This is a genomic window from Homoserinimonas sp. OAct 916 (genome assembly GCF_003260275.1).
Classification (GTDB): Bacteria; Actinomycetota; Actinomycetes; order Actinomycetales; family Microbacteriaceae; genus OACT-916.
In genome coordinates, this window is record NZ_QJHB01000012.1 from 44,617 (window position 1) to 70,867 (window position 26,251).

The 26,251-nt window shown below is 62.3% G+C and carries 23 protein-coding genes; 14 read left to right on the top strand and 9 right to left on the bottom strand.

Annotated elements, in window-relative coordinates; genetic code table 11:
• The first annotated feature begins 234 nt into the window (after window positions 1–234).
• The 4 genes from DL891_RS14265 (at window position 235) to DL891_RS14280 (ending at window position 7,113) form a co-directional block, all read left to right on the top strand.
• On the top strand, window positions 235–1,437 hold the full coding sequence (locus DL891_RS14265; RefSeq protein WP_111721127.1) for a DUF6361 family protein: 1,203 nt from the start codon (window positions 235–237) through the stop codon (window positions 1,435–1,437).
• A complete protein-coding gene (locus DL891_RS14270) occupies window positions 1,430–3,193 on the top strand; it encodes a phospholipase D family protein (RefSeq protein WP_111721198.1) in 1,764 nt (587 codons plus the stop codon). The genes DL891_RS14265 and DL891_RS14270 overlap by 8 nt, the downstream gene beginning before the upstream one ends.
• Window positions 3,190–6,330 carry a helicase-related protein gene (locus DL891_RS14275; protein WP_111721128.1) on the top strand — a complete coding sequence of 1,047 codons (3,141 nt, stop codon included), beginning with the start codon at window positions 3,190–3,192 and terminating at the stop codon, window positions 6,328–6,330. The genes DL891_RS14270 and DL891_RS14275 overlap by 4 nt, the downstream gene beginning before the upstream one ends.
• A 123-nt stretch (window positions 6,331–6,453) precedes the next feature.
• On the top strand, window positions 6,454–7,113 hold the full coding sequence (locus DL891_RS14280) for a hypothetical protein (protein WP_157962529.1): 660 nt from the start codon (window positions 6,454–6,456) through the stop codon (window positions 7,111–7,113).
• A gap of 505 nt (window positions 7,114–7,618) precedes the next feature.
• On the opposite strand, the gene DL891_RS14285 is transcribed toward DL891_RS14280, so the two are convergent.
• Window positions 7,619–8,137, bottom strand: a complete 519-nt coding sequence (locus DL891_RS14285; RefSeq protein WP_157962530.1) for a nuclease-related domain-containing protein — start codon at window positions 8,135–8,137, stop codon at window positions 7,619–7,621.
• Between the two features lie 667 nt (window positions 8,138–8,804).
• Window positions 8,805–9,020 carry a J domain-containing protein gene (locus DL891_RS17815; RefSeq protein WP_111721131.1) on the bottom strand — a complete coding sequence of 72 codons (216 nt, stop codon included), beginning with the start codon at window positions 9,018–9,020 and terminating at the stop codon, window positions 8,805–8,807.
• 528 nt (window positions 9,021–9,548) lie between these two features.
• Here DL891_RS17815 and DL891_RS14295 point away from each other — a divergent pair.
• Window positions 9,549–11,354 (top strand): HNH endonuclease signature motif containing protein, encoded by a 1,806-nt coding sequence (locus DL891_RS14295; RefSeq protein WP_111721132.1) that lies wholly within the window; start codon window positions 9,549–9,551, stop codon window positions 11,352–11,354.
• A gap of 3 nt (window positions 11,355–11,357) precedes the next feature.
• Complete coding sequence (locus DL891_RS14300) at window positions 11,358–12,218, top strand: DUF4097 family beta strand repeat-containing protein (protein ID WP_111721133.1); 861 nt, start codon at window positions 11,358–11,360, stop codon at window positions 12,216–12,218.
• A gap of 150 nt (window positions 12,219–12,368) precedes the next feature.
• Here the strand turns inward: DL891_RS14300 and DL891_RS14305 are convergent, their stop codons facing one another.
• From DL891_RS14305 to DL891_RS14315, 3 genes are all read right to left on the bottom strand, one after another.
• A complete protein-coding gene (locus tag DL891_RS14305; RefSeq protein WP_198668927.1) occupies window positions 12,369–13,196 on the bottom strand; it encodes an SDR family NAD(P)-dependent oxidoreductase in 828 nt (275 codons plus the stop codon).
• A gap of 25 nt (window positions 13,197–13,221) precedes the next feature.
• Window positions 13,222–13,890, bottom strand: a complete 669-nt coding sequence (locus DL891_RS14310) for a FadR/GntR family transcriptional regulator (RefSeq protein WP_198668928.1) — start codon at window positions 13,888–13,890, stop codon at window positions 13,222–13,224.
• A gap of 128 nt (window positions 13,891–14,018) precedes the next feature.
• On the bottom strand, window positions 14,019–14,975 hold the full coding sequence (locus tag DL891_RS14315) for a C-terminal binding protein (protein WP_111721135.1): 957 nt from the start codon (window positions 14,973–14,975) through the stop codon (window positions 14,019–14,021).
• Between the two features lie 151 nt (window positions 14,976–15,126).
• Between DL891_RS14315 and DL891_RS14320 the strand changes: the two genes are divergently transcribed.
• Genes DL891_RS14320 through DL891_RS14355 form a run of 8 tightly spaced genes read left to right on the top strand, consistent with a single transcriptional unit; the run spans window position 15,127 to window position 23,354 of the window.
• Complete coding sequence (locus DL891_RS14320) at window positions 15,127–16,173, top strand: BMP family protein (protein WP_157962532.1); 1,047 nt, start codon at window positions 15,127–15,129, stop codon at window positions 16,171–16,173.
• On the top strand, window positions 16,145–17,734 hold the full coding sequence (locus DL891_RS14325; RefSeq protein ID WP_198668929.1) for an ABC transporter ATP-binding protein: 1,590 nt from the start codon (window positions 16,145–16,147) through the stop codon (window positions 17,732–17,734). Before DL891_RS14320 ends, DL891_RS14325 begins: the two co-directional genes overlap by 29 nt.
• 5 nt (window positions 17,735–17,739) lie before the next feature.
• The gene (locus tag DL891_RS14330) at window positions 17,740–18,846 is read left to right on the top strand and encodes an ABC transporter permease (RefSeq protein ID WP_232819203.1); all 1,107 of its coding nucleotides are present in this window, start codon (window positions 17,740–17,742) and stop codon (window positions 18,844–18,846) included.
• A 3-nt stretch (window positions 18,847–18,849) separates the two neighbouring features.
• On the top strand, window positions 18,850–19,767 hold the full coding sequence (locus tag DL891_RS14335) for an ABC transporter permease (protein WP_111721139.1): 918 nt from the start codon (window positions 18,850–18,852) through the stop codon (window positions 19,765–19,767).
• Between the two features lies 1 nt (window position 19,768).
• Window positions 19,769–20,227, top strand: a complete 459-nt coding sequence (locus tag DL891_RS14340; protein WP_111721140.1) for a hypothetical protein — start codon at window positions 19,769–19,771, stop codon at window positions 20,225–20,227.
• A gap of 56 nt (window positions 20,228–20,283) precedes the next feature.
• Entirely contained in the window at window positions 20,284–20,742 is a 459-nt protein-coding gene (locus DL891_RS14345) for a VOC family protein (protein WP_198668930.1), read from the top strand.
• A 20-nt stretch (window positions 20,743–20,762) separates the two neighbouring features.
• Window positions 20,763–21,950 (top strand): fumarylacetoacetate hydrolase family protein, encoded by a 1,188-nt coding sequence (locus DL891_RS14350; RefSeq protein WP_232819195.1) that lies wholly within the window; start codon window positions 20,763–20,765, stop codon window positions 21,948–21,950.
• Between the two features lie 45 nt (window positions 21,951–21,995).
• Entirely contained in the window at window positions 21,996–23,354 is a 1,359-nt protein-coding gene (locus tag DL891_RS14355; protein WP_111721143.1) for an NAD-dependent succinate-semialdehyde dehydrogenase, read from the top strand.
• A gap of 180 nt (window positions 23,355–23,534) precedes the next feature.
• Here the strand turns inward: DL891_RS14355 and DL891_RS17820 are convergent, their stop codons facing one another.
• The 4 genes from DL891_RS17820 to solA all read right to left on the bottom strand — a co-directional run bounded on the left by DL891_RS17820 (window position 23,535) and on the right by solA (window position 26,251).
• The gene (locus tag DL891_RS17820; protein WP_111721144.1) at window positions 23,535–23,669 is read right to left on the bottom strand and encodes a PIN domain-containing protein; all 135 of its coding nucleotides are present in this window, start codon (window positions 23,667–23,669) and stop codon (window positions 23,535–23,537) included.
• Window positions 23,670–24,326, bottom strand: a complete 657-nt coding sequence (locus tag DL891_RS14365) for a TMEM175 family protein (RefSeq protein ID WP_111721145.1) — start codon at window positions 24,324–24,326, stop codon at window positions 23,670–23,672.
• A 242-nt stretch (window positions 24,327–24,568) separates the two neighbouring features.
• Window positions 24,569–24,868, bottom strand: coding sequence for a DUF503 domain-containing protein (locus DL891_RS14370; protein WP_111721146.1), 300 nt, complete (start codon window positions 24,866–24,868; stop codon window positions 24,569–24,571).
• A 189-nt stretch (window positions 24,869–25,057) separates the two neighbouring features.
• A complete protein-coding gene (gene solA / locus DL891_RS14375; RefSeq protein WP_157962533.1) occupies window positions 25,058–26,251 on the bottom strand; it encodes an N-methyl-L-tryptophan oxidase in 1,194 nt (397 codons plus the stop codon).

Below are 26,251 nucleotides of genomic sequence, written 5' to 3' on the forward strand. Positions count from 1 at the left end.
CGGTCAAGCTCCTGGCTCCACGAGCCATTTCCGATGCTATTAGTCACGGGCCAGAAGCAGCATGTCCCAAAACGGGGTGCTGGAGGCCGCGGACACACATGCCCTGCGCGCAACTGATGGCATTCGGGTGCCCGTATGAGCAAACGACGGGTTCCCAGGACTGAGTGTCTGCACCCGCCGATAGGGTTGAAATTGCCAAGGAAAACCATGAACGGAACGCACAGGGGGAACTTAATGGCGGCACTTGTAGCGTGGCTCGACGCGTCGAGCGAGCAGCAGCGCCGCATGCGCGAAATCGTGAACCTCTTCAGCGACCGTGACAGCCGAGACGAATTGGGCATCGGCCAGATCCGGGATGCCCTGAGCGACACGCTCTTCCCGGGCACGTCCACCCTGTTCACTCGCGCACGCTACATGCTTTTCGTCCCGTGGGTCTTCGTCACCGCCCATAGGCCCGGCCAGGAAACAAATAAAATTGCCGCGCGCGTCGACAAGAGTGAACGCACCCTGATCTCGACGCTCCTTCAACAAAGTGATGGTGTTGGCCTCATTGGCAAAGAGGCAGGAGCAGCGCTAAAGACGCTGCCGTCAAACTTCTACTGGGTGGCCCTTCGCCAATATGGGATCCTTCGCGTTCCGAGCATGACCCGATCTGATGTCATCGCGACCGGCATCGGTACACCTGCCACCGAAGAAGACCAACCGTATGTGCCGGGGGCCTGGTCACCCACGCTCCCACCGGCGCCAAAAGACTTTCCCGAAAACACCGACACCGGTTTCGACCTGAGCCGGCCGGAAGCCGAGTGGTTGCGTGACCGTATTCTTGAGGGCGCAGAAGGTTCTCTCCTCGCACATCTGCTCGGCCACCGGCCCCAACCGACAAGCGACCACCCGTGGTCGGATCCGGCAACTTTGTCAGCACCCACTGCCGTTCGCGAGCAATTGCGTCACGCTCGGTTGTTCTCATTCACGGTGAACGGAGCCTCGTTGCTCTACAACTTGCTGTTAGCCGAAGCCTACGATGCTTCCGATTTCGATCGTGTCGACGGCCGTGTCGACGACTACCGACTGCGCCTCTCGGAGTGGGAGCGTGAACGCGAGAACCTCGCCGGCGATCTCCACAGCTGGGATCGCGATGACTTTTGGGAGCTCGTGCAAAAGAAGAACTCGCGCATGGCCGGATCCATGCGATTTATGAATGAGTGGTTGGACAGAGTGCTTACTGATGGCCCCCTTGACCTGGCCGACGATACGGACCTGCGTTCGCTCATTGCTAACCGCGAGCGCCGCAAGGGCGCGCAGGCGAGGCTGCGCAATGCACGCCTCCTGCAGAGTTGGTCGGGGGCCGCCGGAACCGGTCGTCTGACGTACCGCTGGGGGCAAGTACGAGGAATCTTGACCGACCTGCACGATGGGCTGGAGCGAGACGATGCTTGAACCCGACGTGCGCGCCGCGCTCACCGAACAACTGCGACCACCCACCGGATACGAACTGCTGCACGCCGTTGGAACCACGTTCACCCTCGATCTCACCAGTGCTCTGGCGATCCCGCTCGCCTTCGCCGGCCACCAGGTAAGCGAATCTGACGATCCGGTGGCAATTCTCGATGCTGTTCGACGGGCAGCCGATCTCGTCGATATCTTCGGGCAAGCCGGCCAGATCGCGGTGCCGAGAGAGGCATCCGATCTCGTCGCGTTCTTGGAGCCTATGGTGCACCCAGTCGGACCCCGTCGGCCTGGAACTTTGTTTCACCCCAAAGTTTGGCTGCTCGAATACGCCCGCGGCGAGCACCGCAGCTTTCGGCTGCTCTGCTCAAGTCGCAACATCACGGCCGACCGCAGCTGGGATCTTGTGGTGCGCCTGGATGGCACGATGAGCGCCGGCGGCCACACGAGGGAGCAGAACGAACCGCTCAGCGAACTGGTTCGCGCGCTTCCCTCTCTTGCCGTGACAGCTTTGCCTACCGAGCGCGCGCGAAGGATTGAAGATCTGGCCGAACGTGTCGGGGCGGTCGAGTGGGAGTACCCCGACGACATTCGTGATCTGACGTTTCATGCTTTGGGCCTTGGTCGCCCCACAAACATTGACTTCGGTGGTGCACGCCACCTGATCATTTCGCCGTTTCTCTCCGATGAAGGAATCAACCGTACCTCCCTGTGGAGCCAGGAGCGGGCACAAGTTATCTCTCGCGCGGACAGCTTCGAACGGCTTCAGCCGAAGACACTGACGCTCATCGAAGCACATGTGCTGGACGATGCAGTACGTGACAGCGACGAGGCTGACGACGACCCGCTTGTCGGGCTGCACGCCAAGGCATACTTTCTCGACCGAAAGTCGGGCTCACGAGCGATCATCGGTTCTGCGAACGCCACCAGCGCGGCGTTCGGCGGCAACATCGAATTTCTCATCGAAATGGTGGGGCCACAACCCCGGGTCGGCGTGCACGCAACCTTCGGAGAGAAATCAGCGCTTCGAAACCTCACCGTCCCGTACACAGCAACAGGCGGGGCTGAGGAGTCCGAGACCGAGAAAGCTGACCGGGCGCTGGAGGTCGCGATCCGCTCCCTAGCGTGTGTTCGGCTCCGGAACGTTGTGGAGCAAGATGGAGCGGATAGCTTCGCACTGACGGTCGAGTCGATCGAGTCGCACTCTCCTCCGAGCGACATAGTGACGGAGATTCGGCTGTTGACACGACCGGCGAACACACGTGCATTCCCGGTCGAGAACGCAGCCCGGTTCGAGGGTATCGAACTCACCGATATCACTCCCTTTGTCATCATCCGTGCGACCGATAGCCGAGGTGAGGCTCGGAGCACAATCGTGTGCGCCGAGCTAATCGGCGACGTTGCCCACCGACGTGACACCGTACTCGCCCGGCAGATTGACACGCCGGAAAAGTTTTTGCGCTTTCTGTTTCTCATGCTCAGTCTCGGCGGGGCAACCAGCACCAGTGCACAATCGGTCGTGGGCTCAGGTGGCACTTTCGGCTCCTGGACCGGCGATGGGTCTGGAGTCTTCGAAAGCCTCGTGCACGCATTGGCCAAGAATCCTCGCGGACTAGACGATCTTGCGAAACTCATCGAACGCATGCGCGCCCAAGAGGGGACTGCGACGGTGTTGCCGCACGGCTTCGACGAAGTCTGGGAGCCTATCTGGCAGGCCCGCGTGGCACAGTCGGGGGTGCGCTCATGAATGGCTTCTCTGCGGAACCGGTCCTTGCCGAGCTGAAAGATTTCCAGCGCGATGCGGTCGAGCACGTAATTCACCGATTTTTCGGTGACCCCAACTCGAGCGGTCGATTCCTGGTCGCCGATGAAACGGGGCTGGGAAAGAGTGTTGTTGCGCGCGGGGTGATCGCCCGAACTATTGAGAGGCTGCAACACGATGACACCGTCAAACGAATAGATATCGTCTACATCTGTTCGAACCAAGATCTGGCCTCGCAGAACCTGCGCCGGCTCAATGTCACGGGTGATCCGCATATTGGTCTCACCAGCAGGTTAACTTTGCTCGCCCGCGAATCGCGGCGCCTCAACGAAGCAACTTCCGCACATGGCAAGCCGATTAATCTTGTCTCATTCACCCCTGGCACCTCATTCGAGATGGGGTGGCGCACGGGCACTGGAGATGAACGGGCCCTACTTCATCTCATTTTGACCGACATGCTAGAACTTTCGCGCCCTGAACAGAGAGCCTCACGGATGTTCTTCCAAGGGACCATCCGCACGAAAAGTGCCTTTGATTGGCGTATTCGCAACATGCTTTACGAATTGAAGGGCCCAGTCGACCCGAATATCGTTGCTGCGTTTCAAAAGAGCATCACCGAATCAGGCCTGCAGGACGACTACCTTACGACGATCAGGAGTTTCGCCTTCAAGAGCACCATCCCGGCTGGCGTGACCAACCATGTGTGGCATCTCACCTCGAAGCTCCGCGGTGCCTTAGCCGCGGCCAGCGTCGACACGCTGACCCCTGATCTCATAATTCTCGACGAGTTTCAACGATTCCGGCACCTTCTCGATGTCGATCAGGGCAGTGATGCAGCAGAGCTCGCGCACGCCCTTTTCAACTATTCATCTGCCAAGGTGCTCCTGTTATCAGCCACCCCGTACAAACCATTCACTCAGGCAAGCGACGATACCGGTGATGATCACTACGCCGACCTCATGGCGACATTGAACTTTCTCATTGACGGCTCAGATGTGTCGCTGGCCGATATTCGTGGGGGTTTCGCCGAGTACCGTGACCAAGTGGTCAACAATCACGTGGTCAACAGCTCCATTGACCTACTGCGCGACAGGCTGCTCACAGTCATGAGCAGAACTGAGCGACCGCAAATCGGTGCTGGAGACATGCTCCGTGAACGCAGACTCGAATCTGCGGCTCCAGAAGCAGAGGATCTTGCCGGTTACATCGCCCTCGAAGAACTCTCGACAGAGCTCGAAGCACCCACCGGTATCGAATACTGGAAGTCGATTCCGTACTTCGCCAGTTTCATGGACAACTACAAGGTATCCAAAGCGCTCGACAGGCGGCTGGCCGAATCTCCCGGAGACCTCGAAACCCACATTAACGCCCTGCAACGACTGAACGCCGACGCCATCGAGAGTTTTTCGGAGATCGATCTAGGCAATAGCCACCTGCGCGCGCTTGCCGCAGAAACCATCGATCAGGGCTGGTGGAAGCTTTTGTGGATGCCACCGTCTCTGCCCTACTTCAACCCCGGAAACGTCTATGATTCGGTCGCATCCGGCAGCGTGACCAAACGAGTGGTGTTCTCTGCCTGGTCAGCAACCCCCACGGCAATCGCAAGCCTGCTGAGCTACGAAGCCGACCGGCGGACCGCCAAAGGCTCCCGTCTGACGGACAACTCGGCCACTGCTCGCAAATCGATCCGGGGGCGGCTCATCTACAGCCTCTCAACCGACACCGAGAAGCCCGCAAGCATGTCGACGCTCGCGCTGTTCTGGCCGCATCCGGGGCTTGCCAAAGTTGGTGACCCACTGCGGCTGGTGCGTGGAGCGAAGGCGAACATCCCCGCAAGTGAGGCCGAGGTCACGCTCGCGAAAGTGCTGGCTACGGGAGAAGACGTTGGCTTTGCATGGGAGGCATTCTTCGCAGCTCCTGGGGCGATTCCTACCGGTCTCACAGAGAATCCTGCCGAGTTGACGCAACTTCTAAGGGCTCACCCGCGCGACGGCACTGACGAACAAGATGAACAAACCGCGGGCAGCAGGCACACTGCTCACACCGCCCATATCGTTCAAGCAATGGAGACGATCGAAGCGGCACAGTCGCCCACGGCACATCCCGAGCTCGCCCGGCTCGCACTGCATGCGCCTGGGAATATTGGGTTTCGCGCTCTCGGTCGTCTCCGAGAAGAGGATGACGCCACGAGCGACGCCGGCCAGTGGCGGGCCGCTGCAATGTTGGGGAACGGGCTGAGAAGCCTGTTCAATAGGGCCAACTCGATGTTGTTGCTCGACCAGATCAAGCAAGCCGATGAGGAATCGTATTGGCAAGTGGTTCTCGACTACTGCGCAGACGGGAACCTTCAGGCATCGCTCGATGAATACGCGTTCCAATTGCGCAGCGAAGCCGCCGGAACCGCACTCACTGACGAGATGCTTATGAACATCGCGGAGCGGATGGTGCAGGCCATGACAATGCGGCCCTCGACCTATCGAGCGCGGGATTTCGACGCCGAAGACGCTCATATTCCACTGACAGCACGGTTTGCCTTGCGTTACGGGGGCAAAGACCAGAACGAAGAGAGCGCAAGGCAGCCCGAGATTCGTCACGCATTCAACAGCCCGTTCTGGCCGTTTGTGCTCGCCTCAACCAGTGTCGGGCAGGAAGGAATCGATTTTCACTGGTGGAGTCACGCAGTCTTGCATTGGAATGTGCCATCAAACCCAGTGGATTTCGAGCAACGGGAGGGCCGCGTCAATCGCTTTGCTGGTCATGCGGTGCGCAAAAACATTGCAGCCGCGCATCGTGAACAGGTGTTCGCGTCAAGCGATCCCAACCCTTGGAGGGCGGCGTTCGCGGCAGCCGCCGACAGTCACAAGGAACTCGGCGAGTTCTCCCCGTTCTGGATCTACCCCGGAGAGGCAAAAGTTGAACGGCAGCTCGTGTCGTTCCCACTTAGTCGGGATCTGGCCAGAACTGACCGGTTAAAAGAATCGCTCGCTCTCTATCGATTGACTCTCGGCCAACCTCGGCAGGAAGACATGCTCGAAATCTTGCGGCGCAGAGGTATCAGCGATTCAACAGTTGCGACGCTCGACCTCAGACCGCCGCGCCGAGAAGAGACAGCCGGGCCTTAGCCGTCGGCAAGAGCTCAGCTTTACCAATTTCCCAAGATGGCGTCCCCCGAACGGTGGCTATCACGCGATCGCTTCGTCCGCCAAGCTTGCCTAGGACTTACTCAAAATAAATAGTGGGAGACTATGAAATTCATCATTCCGGTAACTGCTGTGGTTGCGATTACTCTGACGTTGGTCGGCTGCGCAGGCGAGGTTCAGACCGAGTCGGACGAAATCAAGCCAGCAAATTCAATTACAGAAACAAGTCCCACTGCCAGTCCAATTCCAACTCCAACGAGGGACCCGGGGCCGGTGAAGCTTACTGACACCGATGCGTCGGAACGATTCTTGAACTTGGTCTGCCCCAACAACATTGCAATCGCCGAACTCATTGCCTCGTTCGACTCGGGCGAGAGTGAGTTGTTTGACGGCGGCGACCCAGATCCGACTCCGGTCAAAGTTGCCGCGCAGAAGCGCGTCGACCTCAATAGGGCGACGATTGCATTACTCGACGACGAGTACTTCGTTTGGCCAGTGGCCGTCCGCGACCATATTGGGCACATACGCAACTCGTATATGGCAGAGCTTTCGACCTTGAACGCTATCGCGAACACTGCAACTTTTAGGGATGCCTATTACGCAACTTGGGTAGAGGCTACTCCTGAGCAAGCGGCCGCAGGCCAAGAGATCCGGTACCAACTTGGCCTTGACGCAAACACCACAACAAGTTGTGACGGCTATGAGACTGGCGTAGACGACTTAACTCAAGAACAAGCTTCTCGTGAAGCAGAACTGGGCGAGTAGATAGCACTTCCTAGTCGGCGTCGTGCTGGGCTTGATCCGCTGGAACTCGTGCCGACTGTACCTCGCACCCGGTATGCCGACAGTGCCAGCAATCATGGTGCCAACCTGAGTCGTTTCGCATTCAGCTGCCTCGGGAGCGTTCAACGTCATCGAGGACTAACCACGAGTCGTCGTTGGCATCATCGAGGGAGTCCGGGAGGCGATTCAGGCGACGGTGATCATTCTTACTCAGCACATCTAACGGCGGTTTACTGACTGCACTTATCGCCGCGAGCAGAGTCGGTCCATCATCGAGGTGTCGCTTGCGATCCCGTTGATAGATAAGATGCGCTGCAGATTTGATGACAAGCGCCTTGAGGCAATTGGGAACACCGATTTGAGCGGTTTGAGTCGTTCCTCGAATCGTAAATTCTTCACGCCGAGCTACCGCTTGTCCTCCGGCGTCCACCTCGAACGCGTTTCGTTGCATGAGTCGCGACGGACGCATCCAAAAGAACCAGCGCGTTCAGGCGAACCGGGCAACGCCAGCCGCACTATCCCGCAACCGTCCGTGCCGCCCGCGTGAAACCTGGGCCATGCCCGGCAGCCCGTTCAGGAGGGTGTCGGCCAGCCGGGAAGATCCGACCGCGAACGCGGGCACCGGAAAGCCGTCAATGCGTTGATGCCCAGGGTCGACCAACGCTGCATCTGCAAAGACGAGAAGAATCGCCGAAACATCAGGGAATATCCGGCTGGCCGCTAGCATCCGGGGTCGGATCAACTCCACCCACGTGGATTCCCCGCCCTTTGTCAGCCGCCTGTTTCGCACAATGATCGGATCTTTCTCCTCGATCGATTCGACGAGGACGACCCCTTGGTGGCCCACGACGATATGGTCGATCCCCGCAAGCTGGCCACCGGCCATTACGCCGATGCGCAGGTCATGCCAAACCGAAAAGTTCGCGTTGAGGCGGGCCAACACGCGCGCGGTCTCCTCTTGGGCGTGGGCCTTGTCAAGCCACCGTCGAATGATCGCCGGCACCACGCGTAGGGCCTCGGCCGAAAATGGGGATGCGGGCAGTGCATTGGGGCCAGAGACCGAAAATTCTCCTCGTACACGCGTTTCGCGGCACGAAATGCTGCGTTCTCGACTTCGTGTTGGCGCTTTTTCTCCTTTTTGAACCACACAAGTTCACGCCAATACGGGTCGCGCCAATGTCGAAGCAGGGAGATCGGGATAGAACTCACTATCCCGGGCAGAGCGGCTGCTCCCGCGGCCAGTGCGACGACCGGCCAAAAGGTTGCGGTCTCAGAGCTCAGGCGGCCCAGCCGCCACCCGGTCACCAGGGAAACTATCGCGCCAACCACGGCAAAGTCGATTGACATCTTCAGGCACAGCCGAAACCATGCACGGAGGCAGACACCACGGATGGGCCGAACAGGTCCACCTTTCCGGAGGCGCGTTGGGGGCGCCGGAGGTCGCGGGTTCGTTGCCCAGTTGCCCAAATGCTCTAGGTAGCTTTGCCGAGCGCTACCGCCCGGATGCCCGCAACTGTCTACTCGGTTAGGTCTGGGGGTCGGCCCTGACCTGTGCGTCGGCCCGGGTCTGCGTGTCGGCCTCGGTTGGCCCGTGCGCTCGTCTTGCGGGTTCGACGAGAACGGTTCTGGGCGTCGGCTCGGCGCCCATCTTGAATTCTGGGCACCGGTGGCGCTCATTTTCTCTTGCTGTGAGCGGTCGTACTCAGCGCGCCGACGCGGCTCCCCCGGATCGCCCAGGCAGCCTGCACGGCGTGGAACTGTTCCGCGCTGCCACCGGTATCCGGATGAGCGGAATGTTGTTTTCTGCGGTAGGCGCGCTTCAGCTCAAGTTGAGTCACGGAAGGGTCGACTCGGAGAACCTCGTACAACGGAGGACGAGCAGCCGTCACAGAAACCCCAGGATCAACTCTTCGATGCTATCCGTTGCCTTCACCAACGGGTATTCCCCGATCGGTGCACACCGTGTTCTGGAAAGTAGGCAGCGGATCCCGGCGCGACTCACCGATATTCATTCGACCTGGACCCGCGGTGTCACCTGCTCCCGGTCTCCCGCACTCGAATATTTCGGCGCCAAGAATCCGCTCCTGTCGGCGCAGCTTCCTGCGGTTTGGGCGCCCGGCGGCGTGCGGGTGACATCCGGGGGCGTATCCAATCGCGCGTCCAATTGCGTTCGGGGGCGTCCAAGGGCATGTTCGGGGGCGCGTCCAGGGGGCCTTCAGCGGCGCCTCCGATGGCGCCGGGGGCGCCTGGTGGGCCCGCTGAGGGGCGTCGCGACGCGCTGAAGGGATGATCAGGGCAGGCGCTCCGTGCGGATGCCCGGCCGTCGGGCGCCTCCTCTACAGGCAATCATTCGAGATGTTACCCCCAGATTAGCGGCATTATATCCGAATGTCAGTGGCTCCAAATACCATTGAAGCATGTCAGAGATCGAAAACCTATTCGATGGGTTGGTCGCCCAGGTGCAGGCCGCGGGACTCCGCGCCGCCTCCTACACCGGCCTGTCCGACGATGAGCTGACGGCGGCACACGTCGCCGCCACCGAACTCATGCGTGCCGCCGAACGGGGCGCGTCGCTATCGGCCGCGGAGATCGACCGCCGTTCGAATCGAACACTCGGCCAAGACGGCCTGGCGTGGCGCAAGGGGCACGTCAATACCGAAGCAATGTTGCAGAGCCTGACCGGCGACGGTAAACAGGCCACGCGCCGCCGCTTGAAAGTGGGCACCATGGTCGCCGAGGCCGAAGCTGCCCACGACTTGGCCGTCCAGTCCGCGCAGAACCCCGACGATGACGGGTTAGCCCGGTTGGCGGCCGCCGGCCAGGTGTGGCATTCTCCACTGGGTATAGCCGTGGCGGGCGGGGTGATCGGCGCCGAGACCGCGCATTCGATCCGTCAAGGCCTCGGCGAACCGGCAATCGGGGTGAGCGGTGAGATGCTGGCCGAGGCGCTGGTGGGCCTGATCGCCGAGTGTGCTCACCTGAACGCCGACCAGGCGCACAAGGAGGCCCGCTGGGCACGCGACCAGATCGACGCGGCCGGCATCGCTGCCCGCGCCGAGAGCAAACGCGAACGACAGTCACTGACGGTGTGGGTGCAGACCGACGGCATGGTCGCCGGCAGGTTCCTGCTCGACCCCGAGAATGGCATGTTCCTCAAAGACGTCGTCGATCAAATGATCTCCCCGCGCACCGGCGGGCCACGATTCGTGAAAGAACCCCGCAAGAAGTGGTACGAGCGCGTGCTGCACGATCCGCGCAGCACCGAGCGCATCGCCGCCGAAGGGCTCATCGAGCTGCTGCACGTGGCGGTGAACGCCGACCCGGGCACGATCTACGGCGGTGCCCGGCCCGGAGTCAGACTGATCGTCAAGGAGACTTCGCTGGAGGTGGCCGGCTCCGGCACTGGGACTGGCACCGGCACTCGCGCCAATTCCGACACCGGGCACGGTTTCATCGAGGGGCACCCCGACGTGGTCCCGATCGAGACGTTCGAACGGGAACTGTGCGCTACTGGAGCGGTACCCATCATGTTCGATGACGACGGCCAATGCCTGAACGTCGGCCGGCTGTTGCGACTGTTCAACCAGAGGCAACGACAGGGGCTCGCCGCGCGCGACGGCGGCTGCATGTGGCCCGACTGCGACCGACCACCGTCATGGACCGAGTCACACCACATCGAAGAGTGGAAACGGGATCGGGGCAGAACCGATATCGGTCTCGGGATCCTGCTCTGCAAACGACATCACCTGCTCCTGCACAACAAGAAGTGGAAGATCACCCGGGTGGGCAACGCCGAATACCAGCTGGTCCCGCCGGTGACCGAAGACCCCGCCCAGCGACCTATCCCCCTGCACAGTAAATCGCGGCTACACCTGGGCTCACCGGTGTCCTCTGGTCGATTGAAGTCAGCGGCATCAGCGGCATCTACAGCATCTACAGCATCTACAGCATCTACAGCATCTACAGCATCTACAGCATCTACAGCATCAGCGAAGTCGCAGCAGACAGCAAAATCAACTAGTTCGGGCTCATCCGGGCCCCATCACCATTCAGGCCATCCGGCGAAGCTCGGCACACATCGTTTCCCCGGGCCAGAACTAACCCCATACCAGCGTTTTCGGTTGCCGGTAGCGGGGCTACGCTGGAGAGTGCATTACGAGGCGAGGCCGCCGACAGATAGCGGCATCCCCAGCCCGCGACAACGCGAGAACGAGACTCCCTGACGTATGACGTACACACCGAATCCTTCGCCAGCGGCTCAGCCCGGACATCCCTCCCCGCAACCGCCCGCTCCCGGCGCCGTCAAGCGCTCGACGATCCTGTGGTTGGCCATCGGAATCCCGGTCGGAGTCATCCTGCTGCTTGCGATCATCGCGGCGCTCATTTTCGCGTGGTTCAGTTTTGCCCCGGCCAAAGCCGTGGACAGGAGTGCGACGCTGGAGGGCGCCCAAAGCGTGTCGATCGACGCCCCGAACGCCACCCTGAATCTGCTCGCGAGCACCGACGGCCAGGTTCACGTGACGATGACCGGCAGCCATACCGGCCAGGCTCCCACCCTCAAAGCAGAGGTGGCGGGCACGGTTGCTCAGATCGACGCCGAGTGCCCGCGGTTCTGGTTCTTCTCCCGCTGTGACGTGACCGTCACCGTTGCCCTCCCCGCGAGCCTGAATGTCGCCGCGCACGGCATCAACGGGCGAATCACCGTGAGCGACCTGGCCGGGGACATCCGCCTCGAGACCACAAACGGCAGCATCGAGGCGACCGGCACAAGCGGGTCTCTGGGGCTGATCACGACCAACGGCAGCGTCCGGGTCCAGGAGGCCACGTCTGCCGCGGTGCACGCGGAGACCATCAACGGCTCCGTCGAGCTCGGCTTCATCGCCGCCCCAGAAGACATCAGCGCGACCAGCACAAACGGCGCCATCACGGTGCGCGTTCCGGACGATGGCACCCGCTACGCGGTGACCGCCAGCACCGTGCTCGGCCGGGTCGACACCGCGAGCGTGCCCACCGACCCCACCGCCACGCACACGATCACCGCCGAGACGGTGAACGGCGCGATCAGGGTGGCGGCCGGGGGACGCTGAGCCGGGCCTGGAGAGCCAGGCCGCTGAGCCGGGCGTGCTGGGCCGGGCCTGCTGAGCCGGCCTGTTGAGCCGGCCGTGTGTGCTGAGCCGAACCTGCTGATCCGAAACTGCTGATCCGAACCTGCTGATCCGAACCTCCCAAGCCAACGCTCAGGAGGCCAGCCAGCCGCCATCCACGTTGATCAGCTGACCGGTGATGTAGCGTGAGGCATCGGAGAGCAGAAAGACAGCCAATCCCCCCACGTCGGCCGGGTCGCCGAGACGCCCCATAGGAATACGCCCGAGGATTCGCTCATGGTCGCTCGCCTGGCTCAGCAACCCGTCGGTCATAGCCGTGTGAAAGTACCCCGGACCGATCACGTTCGCTCGAACACCTCGCCCTGACCACTCCGTCGACAGCGAGCGGGCCGCGCCAAGCAGACCAGTCTTCGACGCCGCGTAGGGGGCCACCCCGGCCAATCCAATGGTGCTGTTCAATGAGCCGATGAAGACGTGCGACCCAGCGCGCTTCTCGTCCAGTTGCATCCGCGCGATCTCCTGGCTGAGAAAAAACGGAGCCTCAAGGTTCATGGTCTGCACGAATCGCCAGTCGTCGACGGTCAACTCCACCGCCTTCTTGCGCACCTGAACGCCGGCGGCATGCACCACGCCGTCGATAGGCCCGTTTCGCTCCACGATCACCTCGAGGTGCTTGCGAAACGCCGACGTGTCGCTCAGATCGAGCGGGTACGGCCGGGCGAGGCCACCGGCCTCAGCAATCAGCTGAGCCGTCTCGTCGAGTTGGGCACCTGAACGGGCGATGATCGTGACCAATGCTCCGGCAATCGCAGCCGACGCCGCTATGCCCTGCCCCAACCCGCGGCCACCGCCGGTGACCACGATGTGGCGACCGGTGAGTCGATAGTCTTCCGACGGCATGGCGATACCCGCCAGGGCCTCTGTTGCTCCACCACGAACGTTCTCATCCAACGATCTCATCTTCCTTATCTGCCGCACCGCGACGTCAACTACTCACTGCCGATTTTGTGATCAAGTCTTCGCTCGCGTCGAGAACACGCTGAAGATGTTCACGTGCTGCGGCTGCGGCCAGTGTCGGATCCCGCGACTCGATCGCATCGGCAATCTTGGCGTGTTCGGCGTAGGTCTGGCTCTGCGCTGCCACATAACCGCGACTCTCGTCATATGCCTTGCGCAGGTAGTCGTTGACCGGGTTGACCAGATGAACGAAGAACGGGTTGTGAGATGCTGCCGCGACGGCCGCGTGAAAATCAATGTCTGCCTGCAACGTCTCGTTCTGACCCTGGTTCGCGCCGAATGCCGCCAGCGCCGTTCGGATGAGCGCCATGTCTTCAGCAGTGTGCCGAAGCGCCGCGTATTCAGTCATACCGACCTCCATGACCAGCCGCATCTCCATCAGCTGCCGAAACGTTCCGTGCTGCATATCGAGGACCAGCCCGAACTGACGAGATATGGCGGCGCCGTCAAAGTCGGCGACGGTCATTCCCCGACCCGGGCGAATGTCGACCAGCCCACGTTCGGTGAGAATGCGGCCGGCCTCGCGGATCACACTGCGACTCACGCCGTAATATTCGGCCAGTTCCGGCTCGGTTGGCAGCTTGTCGCCAGCTTTGAGTCCGTCGGCGATGAGCTTGTCGGTGATTGACTCCGCCACCTGATCAGACAAAGATTGGCGCTTGGCCCGCCGATCCGGTCTCAAGCCAACGGCGGGCGAGTCGAGCGAATCAATCGTCATCTTGGTGGCCCATTTCTTGAGAGATTGTCACACTGCCTGTTCACCAGTCATACCACCTTGCACCGCAATGGCTCGCCGCGAAGCGCCCTGGCACCCTCTTCGCTCGCCAATTGCTGCAACCGATGAAGGGACTGTTCGTCATAGAAGGCGGCGTGGGGGGTGAAGACGACGCCTGGCAACTCTCGCAACGGGGAGTCGGACGGAACCGGCTCCGGGTCGGTGACGTCGAGAGCCGCGCCGGCCACCCGACCGCTGCGTATCGCTTCAACAAGGGCAGCCTCGTCGATCAGGCTACCGCGAGCCGTGTTCACGATCACCGCCCCTTCAGGAACCTTCGACAGGAACTCCGCGTTGATGATTCGATGGGTCTCCGACGTGCTCGGGGCATGCAGGCTGATCGCGTGCGAACGTTGCGCCAGTTCGTTGATCTCGACGATTTGAACGCCGAGTGAATCGGCGACATCACGGGGGCAGTACGGGTCATACGCAACGAATTGGAATCCGAAGGGGCGCAGTCGTGCAACGACCTCTTGCGCGATCTTTCCCAGACCAACCAGACCCACCGTCATCGAGCGGAAGCTGCGGATCGGTCCGAGCCCAGCCGGTGCGATCCAACCTCGCGCACGAATCTCGTGATTGAACATCGGGATTCGCCTGGCCAGGGTCAGCAGCCCGGCACTAGCGTGGTCGGCAACGGTCTGGATGCCGTAGTCGGGCACATTTGCCACCTGGACCCCAAGCTCGTCGGCGGTTTCAATGTCGACATTGTCATAGCCGATGCCGTACCGAACGACGGTGGCTCCCGGGTTCAGCGCGCTGAGAACTGCGTGGTTGACTGGCGCAAAATTCACGAACGCAACATCGGCACCGGTCACCGCGGCTACCGTTTCCGCCTCCGAAGCACAGGAGAACTCGGCGAAGTCTGCGTTCAGCGCACGCGCCATGGCGGCTTCCTGCACCACGTTCTGAAACGCATGATCGGTGACAACGACTCGTTGTTGCATCGGTGATCTCCTCTGAACCCATTCACGACATCATGCCCAAAACCTCGAACATCGGTTGATCCTATCATCTGATGTTTGCTGTGTTATAGTTCATCATGCCGCAGGGGAACCATCCGGTCTTCCCCTTTTCAAAGCCGAGAAGGGTACAGCAGTGAACGATCAAGACTTCACCAACCACACCAAAGGCTCCCGCCTTCCCCGCTACGCCACTCGCGCCGCCATCGCAGCCGTCGCTGCACTGAGCCTCACCCTGGTCGGTTGTTCCGGTAAGGCCCCAGATGCCGTCGGTACATCTGCAGACGGACCGACGATCGGCATCTTCGTCGACAACGCGTTCGGAGACGGCGACTTCTTCGACCAGGCCGCCGGAGCAGAGGCCACCCTCGCCAGCGAGTTCAACGCTTCGGTCAAGACATATGAGGGCCAGCTTCAGGCGCAGAACTTCGAACCCCTCCTGCAAGACGCGGCCGACGCCAACGAGTTGGTTTTCGTGCTCGGTTTCGAAGCAATCGACGCCATGATCAAGACTGCGGACAGCAACCCCGACACCACCTTCGTCTTCGTCGACGGCGTCGTCGACAACCCGGCAATTGTTTCTGCCGAGTTCCGCACGGCTGAGGGGTGTTTCATGGCCGGGGCTCTCGCCGCAGTCAACAATCAGGGTGCCGGCAAGTCGGTAGCCGGATTCATCGGCGGCGTGAATGCCCCAGTGATCGAGAACTGCCAGAGCGGCTACGAACAGGGCGTCGCCCAGGCAGACAGTTCACAGACTGTCTCGTCGCAGTATGTCGGATCGTTCGTCGACCCCGCGAAGGGCAGCGAGATCGCGACCGCACTCGCCAACAAGGGTGCATTCTCCATGTTCGCGTACGCGGGCCTTTCAGGCGCTGGTGCCTTCGACGCCGCCAAGTCGGGTGCCGACATCGCGCCGATCGGCGTTGTGGCCGACAAGAGCAGCCTGGCCCCCGGAAAGGTTCCCGGCAGCCTCACCATGGGCGTCGACAAGGTGATTCTCGCCACCACCCAGAAGTTCGTCTCTAACGAGCTCACCAAGGGCGAGTCCACCAGTTACGGTTTTGCCGAAGGCGGCTGGGCAATGGTCTACGACGACACCCTGCTGAGCAGTGACCAACTGGCCACTCTGGCAGACATTCAGGAGCAGATCACCAGTGGCTCACTCACCGTCACCGCAAAGTAGCCCGGCTGGCGCCGGTGCCAAATCGGCCACCGGCGCCACGGTGCTGAAGGTCAACGGTGTCACCAAGCGATTCGGCTCCGTCACCGCGAACCAGAACGTGAACTTCGACCTGCACAAGGGTGAGATCCATGCCCTGGTCGGCGAGAACGGCGCCGGAAAGACCACTCTGATGCGCATTCTGTACGGAATGTACCAGCCGGATGCAGGCTCGATTGCCATAGATGGTGCAACGGTACGGTTCGCCAAACCGATGGATTCGATCAGGCATGGCATTGGGATGGTTCACCAGCACTTCATGCTCGTGCCCAGTTTCACCGTGGCCGAGAACGTGACGCTCGGTGCGGAGCCGGGGCGTGGCGGCTGGTACAGCCACGCGGCCGCCGCGGAGTCCCTGGCCGACCCGATGGCGCGCCTGGGCATCCGACTCGACCCGAAGGCAATCGTGGGTGACCTGAACGTCGCCACCCAGCAGAAGCTCGAGATCATGAAAGTGCTCTACCGAGGCGCTCGCATCATCATCCTCGACGAACCCACCGCGGTTCTCACACCGCAGGAGACGGAAGAACTGTTCATCCTGCTGCGAAAGCTCGCCGATGACGGCTCGTCGATCATCTTCATCTCGCACAAGCTCCGTGAGGTCTTCGCCATTGCCGATCGCATCACTGTGCTGCGCAATGGAAAGACCGTGATCACTCAGGTGGCCACCGAAACAACCGCCGCCGAGGTGGTCGCAGCCATGACCGGCCGCAAGAATGTCAGCCTCGGCCGAATGGAGCACACCAACGACACCAATGCACCGGTCGTGCTCGAGGTCGCTGGGCTGTCGACCGGCCCGCAGGGCCACGACGCCTCGTTGGAGGGTGTCGGCTTCCAGATCCGGGCTGGGGAGATTCTGGCAGTCGCCGGCGTGGAGGGCAACGGCCAGTCCGTACTCGCTGAAACACTGATCGGCACCATCCAGCCGAGTGAAGGCTCGATTCTACTCGACGGCGAGGATATGGCCACCAACGGGGTCTCCGAACGGCGCGAACGCGGCGTCTCCTACGTTCCCGAAGACCGTCACTTGGAAGGCATTCCGATCAACGGAACGGTACTCGAAGGCCTCGCAGCCGGGCGTCTTCGTGCCCGCAACGCGGTGCAGTCGTTCGGCAACGCCTTTCCGCCTGCCATGCGCGCCTGGGCCTCCGAGCTGGTGGATCGCTACTCGGTCAAGACTGCCGGCATCGACGCCCGCTGCAGCACTCTCTCGGGCGGAAACCAACAGAAGGTTGTGCTCGCCCGGGAATTGGAGGAACTGCCCAAGTTGCTCATCCTCGCCCAGCCCACGCGCGGGGTCGACCTCGGTGCCATCGAGTTCATGTACGAACAGGTGGCGGAGGCGACAAGGCGCGGATGTGCCGTGTTGCTGATCTCGGCCGACCTCGACGAGATCCTCCGTTTCGCCGACCGCGTGATCGTCATGTATGACGGCAAGATCGTGGCTGAGGAGATCGCCACTGAAACCACCGCCGAACAGCTCGGCATGCACATGACCGGAATAACGACGGGAGCCGCATCGTGAGTTTCATGCAGACTCGGCCGATCAAGGTGGCCCAGGCCACCGGCCTGCGCACCTGGTTGGCAACGTCGACCGGCCGCACAGTCGTCACCAGTGTGTTCATCATCGCGGTTGCACTGGTCACCGCCGTCATTCTCATCCAAGTACAAGGGTATGAGGCATTCGGCACCATCGGTGCCGGCCTGCAGTACGCGCTCGGCTCGGGCACCAGCATCGCGCGCACTCTGGCGTGGGGACTACCGCTTTACGTGGCGGCGCTGGGAGTCGCGATCGCGTTCCGATCGGGAATGTTCAACATCGGAGCCGAAGGCCAGGTCTACGCCGGTGCCTTGGCGGCGGCACTCGCCGGCGCGTACCTGGGCCCGATGTTCACGGGCCTGCACCTGGTGATCACTACCGCAGCAGCCGCCATCGTCGGTGGTGCCATCGCGGCCGGTTTGGGCTGGCTACGCGCGGCGTGGGACGTCGACGAAGTGCTCTCCACCCTCCTGTCGAACTACATCATCATCCTCTTCTGCACGTACCTTGCCACCGGTCCCCTGCGTGACCCGGGCCGACAAAGTGGAACCACGAGGGAGATCTTCAACTCCGCGCGCTTCACAGAGATCATGCCCAGAACCGGCCTGACCTGGGCCATCGTTGTAGTGTTGCTCGCCTGCGTCGGCACCTGGTGGCTCAGCGAACGCACCATCGTCGGCTACCGATGGCGCATGACCGGGGAGAGCCCCGGATTTGCAACGGCTGTGGGCATCAATGTCAAGCGGTCCCGCATTCTGGCCATGATGACCAGCGGTGCTCTCGCGGGCATCGGCGGATCACTTCTAGTCACCGCTTCCCAGGGCAGGTTCTGGACGGAGATCGGCTCCGGCATCGGCTGGGACGCCGTGCTGATCGCACTGATCGCCCGCGCCCGCCCGATCCCGACGATCGTCTGGGTGACCATTTACTGTGTGATGCGTGCCACCGCCCGCGGAATCGAGCAGGTCTCGACCGTGCCGTCGGAGTTGTCCCTCATCCTCATCTCGGTGATCATCATCGCCGCCGCGGCCAAGTCAGGCCTGTTCGCCCGCATCGCCGCCCTGCATACCCGCTTCAGCAGCACGAAAGGACGGTAGGTCATGGATCTCATCGATGCGTTCCTCGCCTCCGGAATCCGGTTCACCACCCCAATCCTGCTCGCAGGCCTCGGCTGTCTGACCACGATCTGGACGAAAGACCTCAACGTTGGCCTCGAAGGGGTCATGCTCTTTGGCGCGTTCCTCGGCGTGGTGATCGGATTGACCACCGGGTCGGTCGGTCTGGCCATCATCTACACGCTGGTTCTGGCGGCAATCGCCGGATTGGTTTTCGGCTATCTGATCACCGTGCTCAAGGTCAACGTCTTCGTCGCCGGCATCGTGTTGAACATCTTCGCGGCCGGGGCGACGGTGTATCTGTTGCGGTCCATGTTCGGGGTGAAGGGTACTCTGAGCGATGACGGCATTCCGGGCGTGGCCAAAGTCGTGATCCCCGGGATTTCAAACGTACCGGTGCTCGGCCCCCTCTTCTCCGGCCACACAGTGTTGACCTATGTCAGCTGGGTGCTCGTGGTGCTGGTCTTCATCGCGGCCCGCCGAACCGTGCTGGTGCGGCACCTGAAGGCTGCCGGCGAGCATCCGGCCGCGCTCATCTCGGCCGGCGGCAGCGTGGTTCGCATGCGCATCCTCGCTCAGGTCTGGTGCTTCGTTCTCTGCGCCCTGGCCGGCGTGCAACTGAGCATGGGGCAGCTCACCCTGTTCACTGAGGGGATGACCAGCGGTCTCGGGTTCGTCGCACTGGCCGCCGTGATCTTCAGCCGGGGACGTGTGCTCCTGCTGGCACTCATGTGTGTCGGCTTCGGGTTCTCGTCGGCCGCCTCCATCGTGATCGATGACTCGGTCATGCCGCCCCAATTCGCCCAGATGATTCCATATGTGGTCGCGTTCATCGGGTTGGTGGTTCTCGCCCGCACGTCGAAACAGGGCTCCACGCGCATCGCGACACCGGTGATGGACTGACATGAAGACACGTGAACTGACCGCCGCAGACGTCGACCTGTTCGAGCGAGCCAAAGATCTGCTGCAGCGCGCGCACCATCCCGAACTCCATCAGGTGGCCGCGGCGGTGCAGACTGCACGCGGGTCTGTCTTCCTGGGGTTGCACATGGGGTCGCGGCGAATCAACATCTGCGCCGAATCGTCGGCACTCGCGAACGCGCAGATGGCAAATGACACGCAGATCGTATCGATGGTGGCGGTCTGCAAGAACGAGGAGGGTCGCATCGTTGTGACCAACCCATGCGGGTTCTGCCGGGAGCTCATGGGCACCTACTGTCAGGACGCCGAAGTGATCGTCGACGTACGCGGCACGCCGCAAGTTGTCGCCTCCCGCGACCTGATGCCGTTGCCTTGGATGTTTCCGCAGGAGAACGACTGGTCCGTGAGCGACCCGCAGAACCCCACGGTCTCCAATCCCTGACCACACCGCGCCAACCAGCCCTGCCCCGACCAGAACAACGATTGAGGAGAACTGATTTGTCCCCCAAACCGAACATCACCGATGTCTGCCTGATCACCCGCACGCTTGACGAGAGTGTGACCTTCTATACCGAAAAGCTGGGGTTCACTCCGCGCAGCCGGATGCCCGGCTTCGCCGACTTTGAGGGCCCCGGACTGATCCTGGCCCTGTGGGACGCGCGAAAGCTCACTGAAACCACGGGCGTCCCGGGTCAACTCACCGAGTCCTCTGGCCACGGAGTCATGCTCGCCTGCGAACTGGACTCCCCCGCCGCCATCGATGAGACCTACCAGGCGCTACTGGCCAAGGGCGTCGAGGTGTACTCCCCGCCCGCAGACTACCCGTGGAACGCCCGCTGTCTTTACTTTTCAGGACCCTCTGGTGAACTGTGGGAATACTTCGCGTGGAATACAGGCGGCATGCCCGGCGTCGTCCCCGCGACCGGCGCTACTACGACATCCGTAGATACGAAATGAACGCTGAGGAACCCAGCACAGTGACCCTGAACTCCATTACGCTCGCCGAGCTCCTCCCCGCCGATGCAGAAAAAGCCACGTTGGTGGGCCGGGTGTTCGACCCTGAAGCCGGCGGACCATGCGTGGTCGTCGTTGATTCCGGCTTTGCCGTTGACATCACCGACCTCAGTCCGACGGTTTCGACACTCTTCGAGCGAGACGACCTGCTGGCGGTGGTGGCCCGTGGTCGCGCAGAGAGCGCCGACCGAAAGCGCTGGGAGTTGGCGAGCCTCGTGAGCGCATTCGGGGAAGAACGGAACCCTGAGGTTCCTCATCTTTTGGCCCCGATCGACTTGCAGGTCGTGAAGGCCGCCGGCGTCACCTTCGTGGCCTCGATGATCGAGCGCGTGATTGAGGAGCGGGCCGGCGGCGACTCAGCGAGGGCTGCCGCCCTCCGAGAGAAGCTCGCCGAGGTCATCGGCGGGGCCATCTCCGAGGTCAAACCGGGCAGTGAAGAGGCGGCCCGGGTGAAAGAGGTCCTGCAGAAGGAGAACCTGTGGTCACAATACCTCGAGGTCGGGATCGGGCCCGACCCGGAGATCTTCACCAAAGCACCCGTGCTGTCCTCCGTGGGCTCAGGACAGGCGATCGGTGTGCACTCCGAATCGTCATGGAACAACCCGGAGCCAGAGGTCGTCTTCGCCGTACGTTCCGACGGCCACGCCGTCGGGGTGACCCTCGGCAATGACGTCAACCTTCGCGATGTCGAGGGGCGAAGCGCTCTGCTGTTGGGTGAGGCCAAAGACAACAATGCGTCGTCGGCGATCGGGCCGTTCGTGCGGCTCTTCGACGATCAATTCACCATGGACGATGCGCGCACGCTCGATATCGAGTTGAGGGTGGACGGCCAGGATGGGTTCACGATGGAGGGTACGAGTTCGATGCGCAAGATCAGCCGCGACCCGCTCGAGCTGATCGGCCACGCGATCGGTGACCACCACCAGTACCCGGATGGTTTCGTGTTGTACACCGGCACCCTGTTCTCACCGACCACCGATCGCCTCGCCCCGAAGGCCGGCTTCACCCATGTTCTCGGCGACATCGTGCGAATCTCGACTCCGCAACTTGGAACGCTGGTGAACACGGTCATGCATTCCGAGACGGCGCCGCGCTGGGAGTTCGGAATCTGGGCGCTCGTCTCGAACCTGAAGAACCGCGCACTCCTGTAGGGGCTGCGCACTCACAACTACCGGTATCAACGAAGGAGAATCACAATGTATAAGGTCACGAACCCCGCCGATGGAACCGTCGTCGAGGAGTTCCCGATCATTTCCGACGAGAACCTGCGCGACGCAATCGAGCGGGCCGACGTCGAATATCACTCGTGGAAGAACCGAACGGTCGCCGAGCGCGCCGCCATCGTGCACCGCGCCGCGGAGCTCTTCGCCGAACGAGCAGACGAGCTTGCCGCGATCATCACTCTCGAAATGGGAAAACGGATCGACGAGGCCCGCGGCGAGCTCGGCATCACGAACGAGATCTTCCGCTACTACGCCGACAACGCCGAGCAGCTGACCGCCGACGAGCCGATGGACATCGTCGGCGGCAAGGCGGTCGTGCAGAAGCGGCCGATCGGGGTCATCCTCGGCATCATGCCGTGGAACTACCCCTATTACCAGGTTGCCCGGTTCGCCGCGCCGAACCTGGTGTTGGGCAACACCATCCTGCTCAAGCACGCCTCCAGTTGCCCACGCTCCGCCGCGGCCATCGAGAAAGTGCTGCAGGATGCGGGTGTGCCCCGGGACGCCTACATCAACGTTTACGCGTCGAGTAGCCAGATCGAATGGGTGCTCGCCGACCCCCGCGTGCAGGGTGTCTCCCTGACCGGAAGCGAGCGGGCCGGACGTGCCGTGGCCGCGATTGCGGGCGCAAACCTCAAGAAGATGGTGCTCGAGCTTGGCGGGTCCGACCCGATGGTCATCCTGGATTCGGACGACCTCGACAAGACGGTCAAAATCGCGGTGGATTCGCGTATGGGCAACACGGGGCAGGCCTGCAACGCTCCCAAGCGCATGATCATCATGTCTGACCTCTACGACGAGTTCGTCGAGAAGTTCGCCAAACGTCTGGAGCGCTTCACGCCCGGCGACCCAGCAGACCCGAAGACAACCTTGGCGCCGCTTTCTTCAAGGAAAGCGGCCGAGGATCTGGTCGGCCAGATCCAGGGTGCGGTGAACGACGGGGCGACCCTTCACACCGGCGGGCAGCTTCATGACGGTCCGGGGGCGTACGTGCAGCCGGCCCTCTTGACCGATGTGAAGCCGGGCATGAAGGCCTACCACGACGAACTCTTTGGTCCGGTGGCGATCGCATTCCGGGCAGAGTCGGAGGACGACGCCATCCGCATCGCCAATGACACCCCGTTCGGTCTCGGCTCCAGCGTCTTCAGCACCGACCGTGAACGTGCCGCTCGAGTCGGGTCACGCATCGACGCCGGAATGGTCTACGTGAACCAGGCCGGCGGCTCTCAGGCCGACTTGCCGTTCGGCGGCATCAAGGCGTCGGGTGTCGGCCGCGAACTCGGCCCGCTGGGCATGGAGGAGTTCATGAACAAGAAGGTCGTGCGCCTGTAACGAACCTTCGACTGCTGGATTCCGGTGCAGCGAATTCAGGCGTGACAGGATCGCAAAAACGTTGGGGCACCGGTTCGACATTGTCGGCCGGTGCCCTGACGTTTCCTGAGGAGCGCTTGAAGCCGCATTGTGGCCATTTGTCGAAAATCGTGCCGGTCAGCAGCAGTCGACGGCCAAGCCCTAGGACGCGACCGCAAGCCGGGTGTCGTTCGTCCACAATTGATCACAGCCGGAAAGTTGTGCCGCTGCGAGGCGAAACGCATCCGGCGTTTTGAGCTCGTGCCGTGCACACAGCTGAGCGGCTGATCTGCGCACTCAATCCGCCCCACGGCTACGTCCCGCGACGCGGGCGCGGCGCTCTGCCTGCACCGCCGCCCGGTGTTTGACAAGCGCGTCAACCGGAATTGAAAGGAACAAAACCAGCAACGCCCAATAGCCGATCGATGGAAATACGACCCCAACCAGCAAAGCGACGAAAAAGCCTGACGTGATCGTGATGCTCCCCGACATGAACCGGGAGGTCAACGGGTTGTCGGTCGATTCGAGGTCGGGGCTTCGCCGGATGAGAAATGCGATCGCGGTCAGGCAGAGGCTGCTGAGCGTCATCGTGCCGATGTAGAACGCGATCGTAAATCGGGTCGTCGGAAACTCGGCGGTCATAGCGGTCGGCAGGGGCAGCACGACGATCGTCAAAAGCCAGAGCATGTTGAGAAACACCAACCGGCCCGAGTACGACCGGATGTGTTCGAAGACCGAGTGATGGGCGAGCCACAGCCGCGCAATCACGGCGAAGCTGATCAGGAACGCGATCAACTCTTCGAAATGTTGCCCCAGGAACTGCGTCGCCGACACCCGGCTGTCGGCGGCACTGACCACTAGGTCGACCAGCGGCAGGATGAGTACGGTCAACGCGATTGCGGTGACCGCGTCGGTGAAGAACACCAGCCTGTCGAAGCCACGGGTCGTGCCCATACCTCACACGCTAACCCCTTTGCCTGATCACGGCCGAGGATGCCCGTGGCCCGGTCTCACCGTCGCCCGGCCATGACCCCGGATCACGCTTTCCCTCAAGGCTTCCGAGCCGCCACGGCACTCGTTCACCGTCCCGGCGGCGCCTTCCGGTCACGGCCCCGGGGCTCGCTGCGGCCCCCACTTCGCATCGCTGCTTGAGATCGTGGCCCATGACCCGCGGGAGCTCGCAGCCTCTTCTGGCGCTAGTCGTCATCGCTCGACGACACGAGCCGACGCCTCGCCGAGAGCAACTCGATCTCGGGCCGGTCGGCGACGAACCGCTCCACCTCGTCGAGCACCTCCACCGCGTGCTGGCTCGTGGACGACACGACCGCAACGCCCACCAGGCTGCGGCGGTGCAGGTCGAGGTGGCCGACCTCGGCGACGCTGAGCTGAAACCGGCGCCGCACCTCGGCGATCAGCGGGCGCACCACGGAGCGCTTCTGCTTCAGGCTCTGCACGTCACCGAGCAGCACATCGAATTCGATCCAGCCGATCCACATGCCTCCATCGTGGCAGACTCACGCCTGACACGAGCCAGCCACATCACCGCAACCGCTGGCCAAGGCGGTGAGGGAGCAAAAGGGAGCCTTCCGAAGCAGCGCGAAGGCGCTGTTGTGCGGTCTCAGCGCGAAGGCGCTGTTGTGCGCTCTCAGCGCGCCACCTTCAGGCAACGAAGGCATGGAATCAGCTCAGGCGAGCTCGAACCCGCGGGTGCGGCCGGCCGCCGGGGCTACGTCGGATGCCGCTGCGGCAGTGAAGCGCGCGGGCGACAAGAATGTGGGGTCGACCTGCGGCGGGCGCCCGGTCGCGAGGTCGGCCAGGATCTCGCCGATCACGGGCACGAACTTGAACGCGTGGCCCGAGCATCCGGTGGCGACAATGAGCCCCGGCGCCTCGGGCAGTGCTCCGATGATGAAATCCTCATCGGTGCTCATCGTGTACATGCAGGTGTAGGAGTCGCGCACGTCGCCGGCCCCCGCCGGGATGAACTCGCGCAGCACGGCGTGCAGTTCTTCGACTTCGTGCGGGTGCACCGTGCGATCGATCGTGTCGGGGGTGCACCATTCACCGCTGGAATGCCGGGCGATCTTCAGCCCTTGGCCGTCGAGCACCGGAAAGCCGTAGTACTCCTCGTCGTTGTGGGTGACGAAGAACGCGGGGAAGGTGTCGGCGGTCAGTTGCGTGTCATCCAAAGGCGTGAAATGGGCGACCACCTTGCGCCTGGTCCGGATCGGCAGTTCCAGGCCGGCCAGAAGTTCTGGAGCCCAGGGACCTACGGCCATGACCACCGCACGCGGCCGGTAGACGGCATCGGCGGTGATCACCCGCAGCACCGGATCGTGCTCGACGCCGAGCACCACCCTCTGCTCGAATACCGCGCCGTGCTCTTTCGCCAACCGGTGGTGCGCGGCGACCGTCAGTTGCGGATCGACGAATCCGGCGTCGGCTTCGAATACCGCCTCGTAATCGTCACCGACCGTGATCGCCGGAAACTGGGCCCTGATCTGGTTGGCCGACAGGTGGTCGAGCGGCAGGCCGTACTGCTGGCCCGCGTCGAGGGTGTCGTGCACGATCGCGACCGGGTCGCCGATTCGGCCGATTCCGACCACGCCGGATGCCGTCAGCAGGTGTTCCCCGGCCGCGTCTTCCAGCTCGTGCCAGAGCTGCCACGCGCGGCGGGCCAGGGGCACATAGGCGGCATCCTCGAAGTAGGCCTGTCGCACCATACGGGTGCGCCCGTGGGACGAACCGTCGGTGTGGCCGGGAAGTCGGGGGTCGAAGCCGAGCACCGTCTCGCCGCGGGCGGCCAAATGGTAGGCGGCGGCCGAGCCGAACCCGCCCAGGCCGACGACGATGACGCCGTCATATTCGATTTCGGGCAT

Excerpts from the sequence above, each read along its gene's own strand:
- DL891_RS14270 (WP_111721198.1), top strand. The coding sequence starts at position 1,430 with ATGCTTGAACCCGACGTGCGCGCCGCGCTCACCGAACAACTGCGACCA.
- DL891_RS14295 (WP_111721132.1), top strand. The coding sequence starts at position 9,549 with ATGTCAGAGATCGAAAACCTATTCGATGGGTTGGTCGCCCAGGTGCAG.
- DL891_RS14340 (WP_111721140.1), top strand. The coding sequence starts at position 19,769 with ATGAAGACACGTGAACTGACCGCCGCAGACGTCGACCTGTTCGAGCGA.
- DL891_RS14370 (WP_111721146.1), bottom strand. The coding sequence starts at position 24,868 with ATGTGGATCGGCTGGATCGAATTCGATGTGCTGCTCGGTGACGTGCAG.
- DL891_RS14365 (WP_111721145.1), bottom strand. The coding sequence starts at position 24,326 with ATGGGCACGACCCGTGGCTTCGACAGGCTGGTGTTCTTCACCGACGCG.
- DL891_RS14280 (WP_157962529.1), top strand. The coding sequence starts at position 6,454 with ATGAAATTCATCATTCCGGTAACTGCTGTGGTTGCGATTACTCTGACG.
- solA (WP_157962533.1), bottom strand. The coding sequence starts at position 26,251 with ATGCCCGAAATCGAATATGACGGCGTCATCGTCGTCGGCCTGGGCGGG.
- DL891_RS14355 (WP_111721143.1), top strand. The coding sequence starts at position 21,996 with ATGTATAAGGTCACGAACCCCGCCGATGGAACCGTCGTCGAGGAGTTC.
- DL891_RS14330 (WP_232819203.1), top strand. The coding sequence starts at position 17,740 with ATGCAGACTCGGCCGATCAAGGTGGCCCAGGCCACCGGCCTGCGCACC.
- DL891_RS14275 (WP_111721128.1), top strand. The coding sequence starts at position 3,190 with ATGAATGGCTTCTCTGCGGAACCGGTCCTTGCCGAGCTGAAAGATTTC.
- DL891_RS14265 (WP_111721127.1), top strand. The coding sequence starts at position 235 with ATGGCGGCACTTGTAGCGTGGCTCGACGCGTCGAGCGAGCAGCAGCGC.
- DL891_RS14335 (WP_111721139.1), top strand. The coding sequence starts at position 18,850 with ATGGATCTCATCGATGCGTTCCTCGCCTCCGGAATCCGGTTCACCACC.
- DL891_RS14300 (WP_111721133.1), top strand. The coding sequence starts at position 11,358 with ATGACGTACACACCGAATCCTTCGCCAGCGGCTCAGCCCGGACATCCC.
- DL891_RS14315 (WP_111721135.1), bottom strand. The coding sequence starts at position 14,975 with ATGCAACAACGAGTCGTTGTCACCGATCATGCGTTTCAGAACGTGGTG.
- DL891_RS14305 (WP_198668927.1), bottom strand. The coding sequence starts at position 13,196 with ATGAGATCGTTGGATGAGAACGTTCGTGGTGGAGCAACAGAGGCCCTG.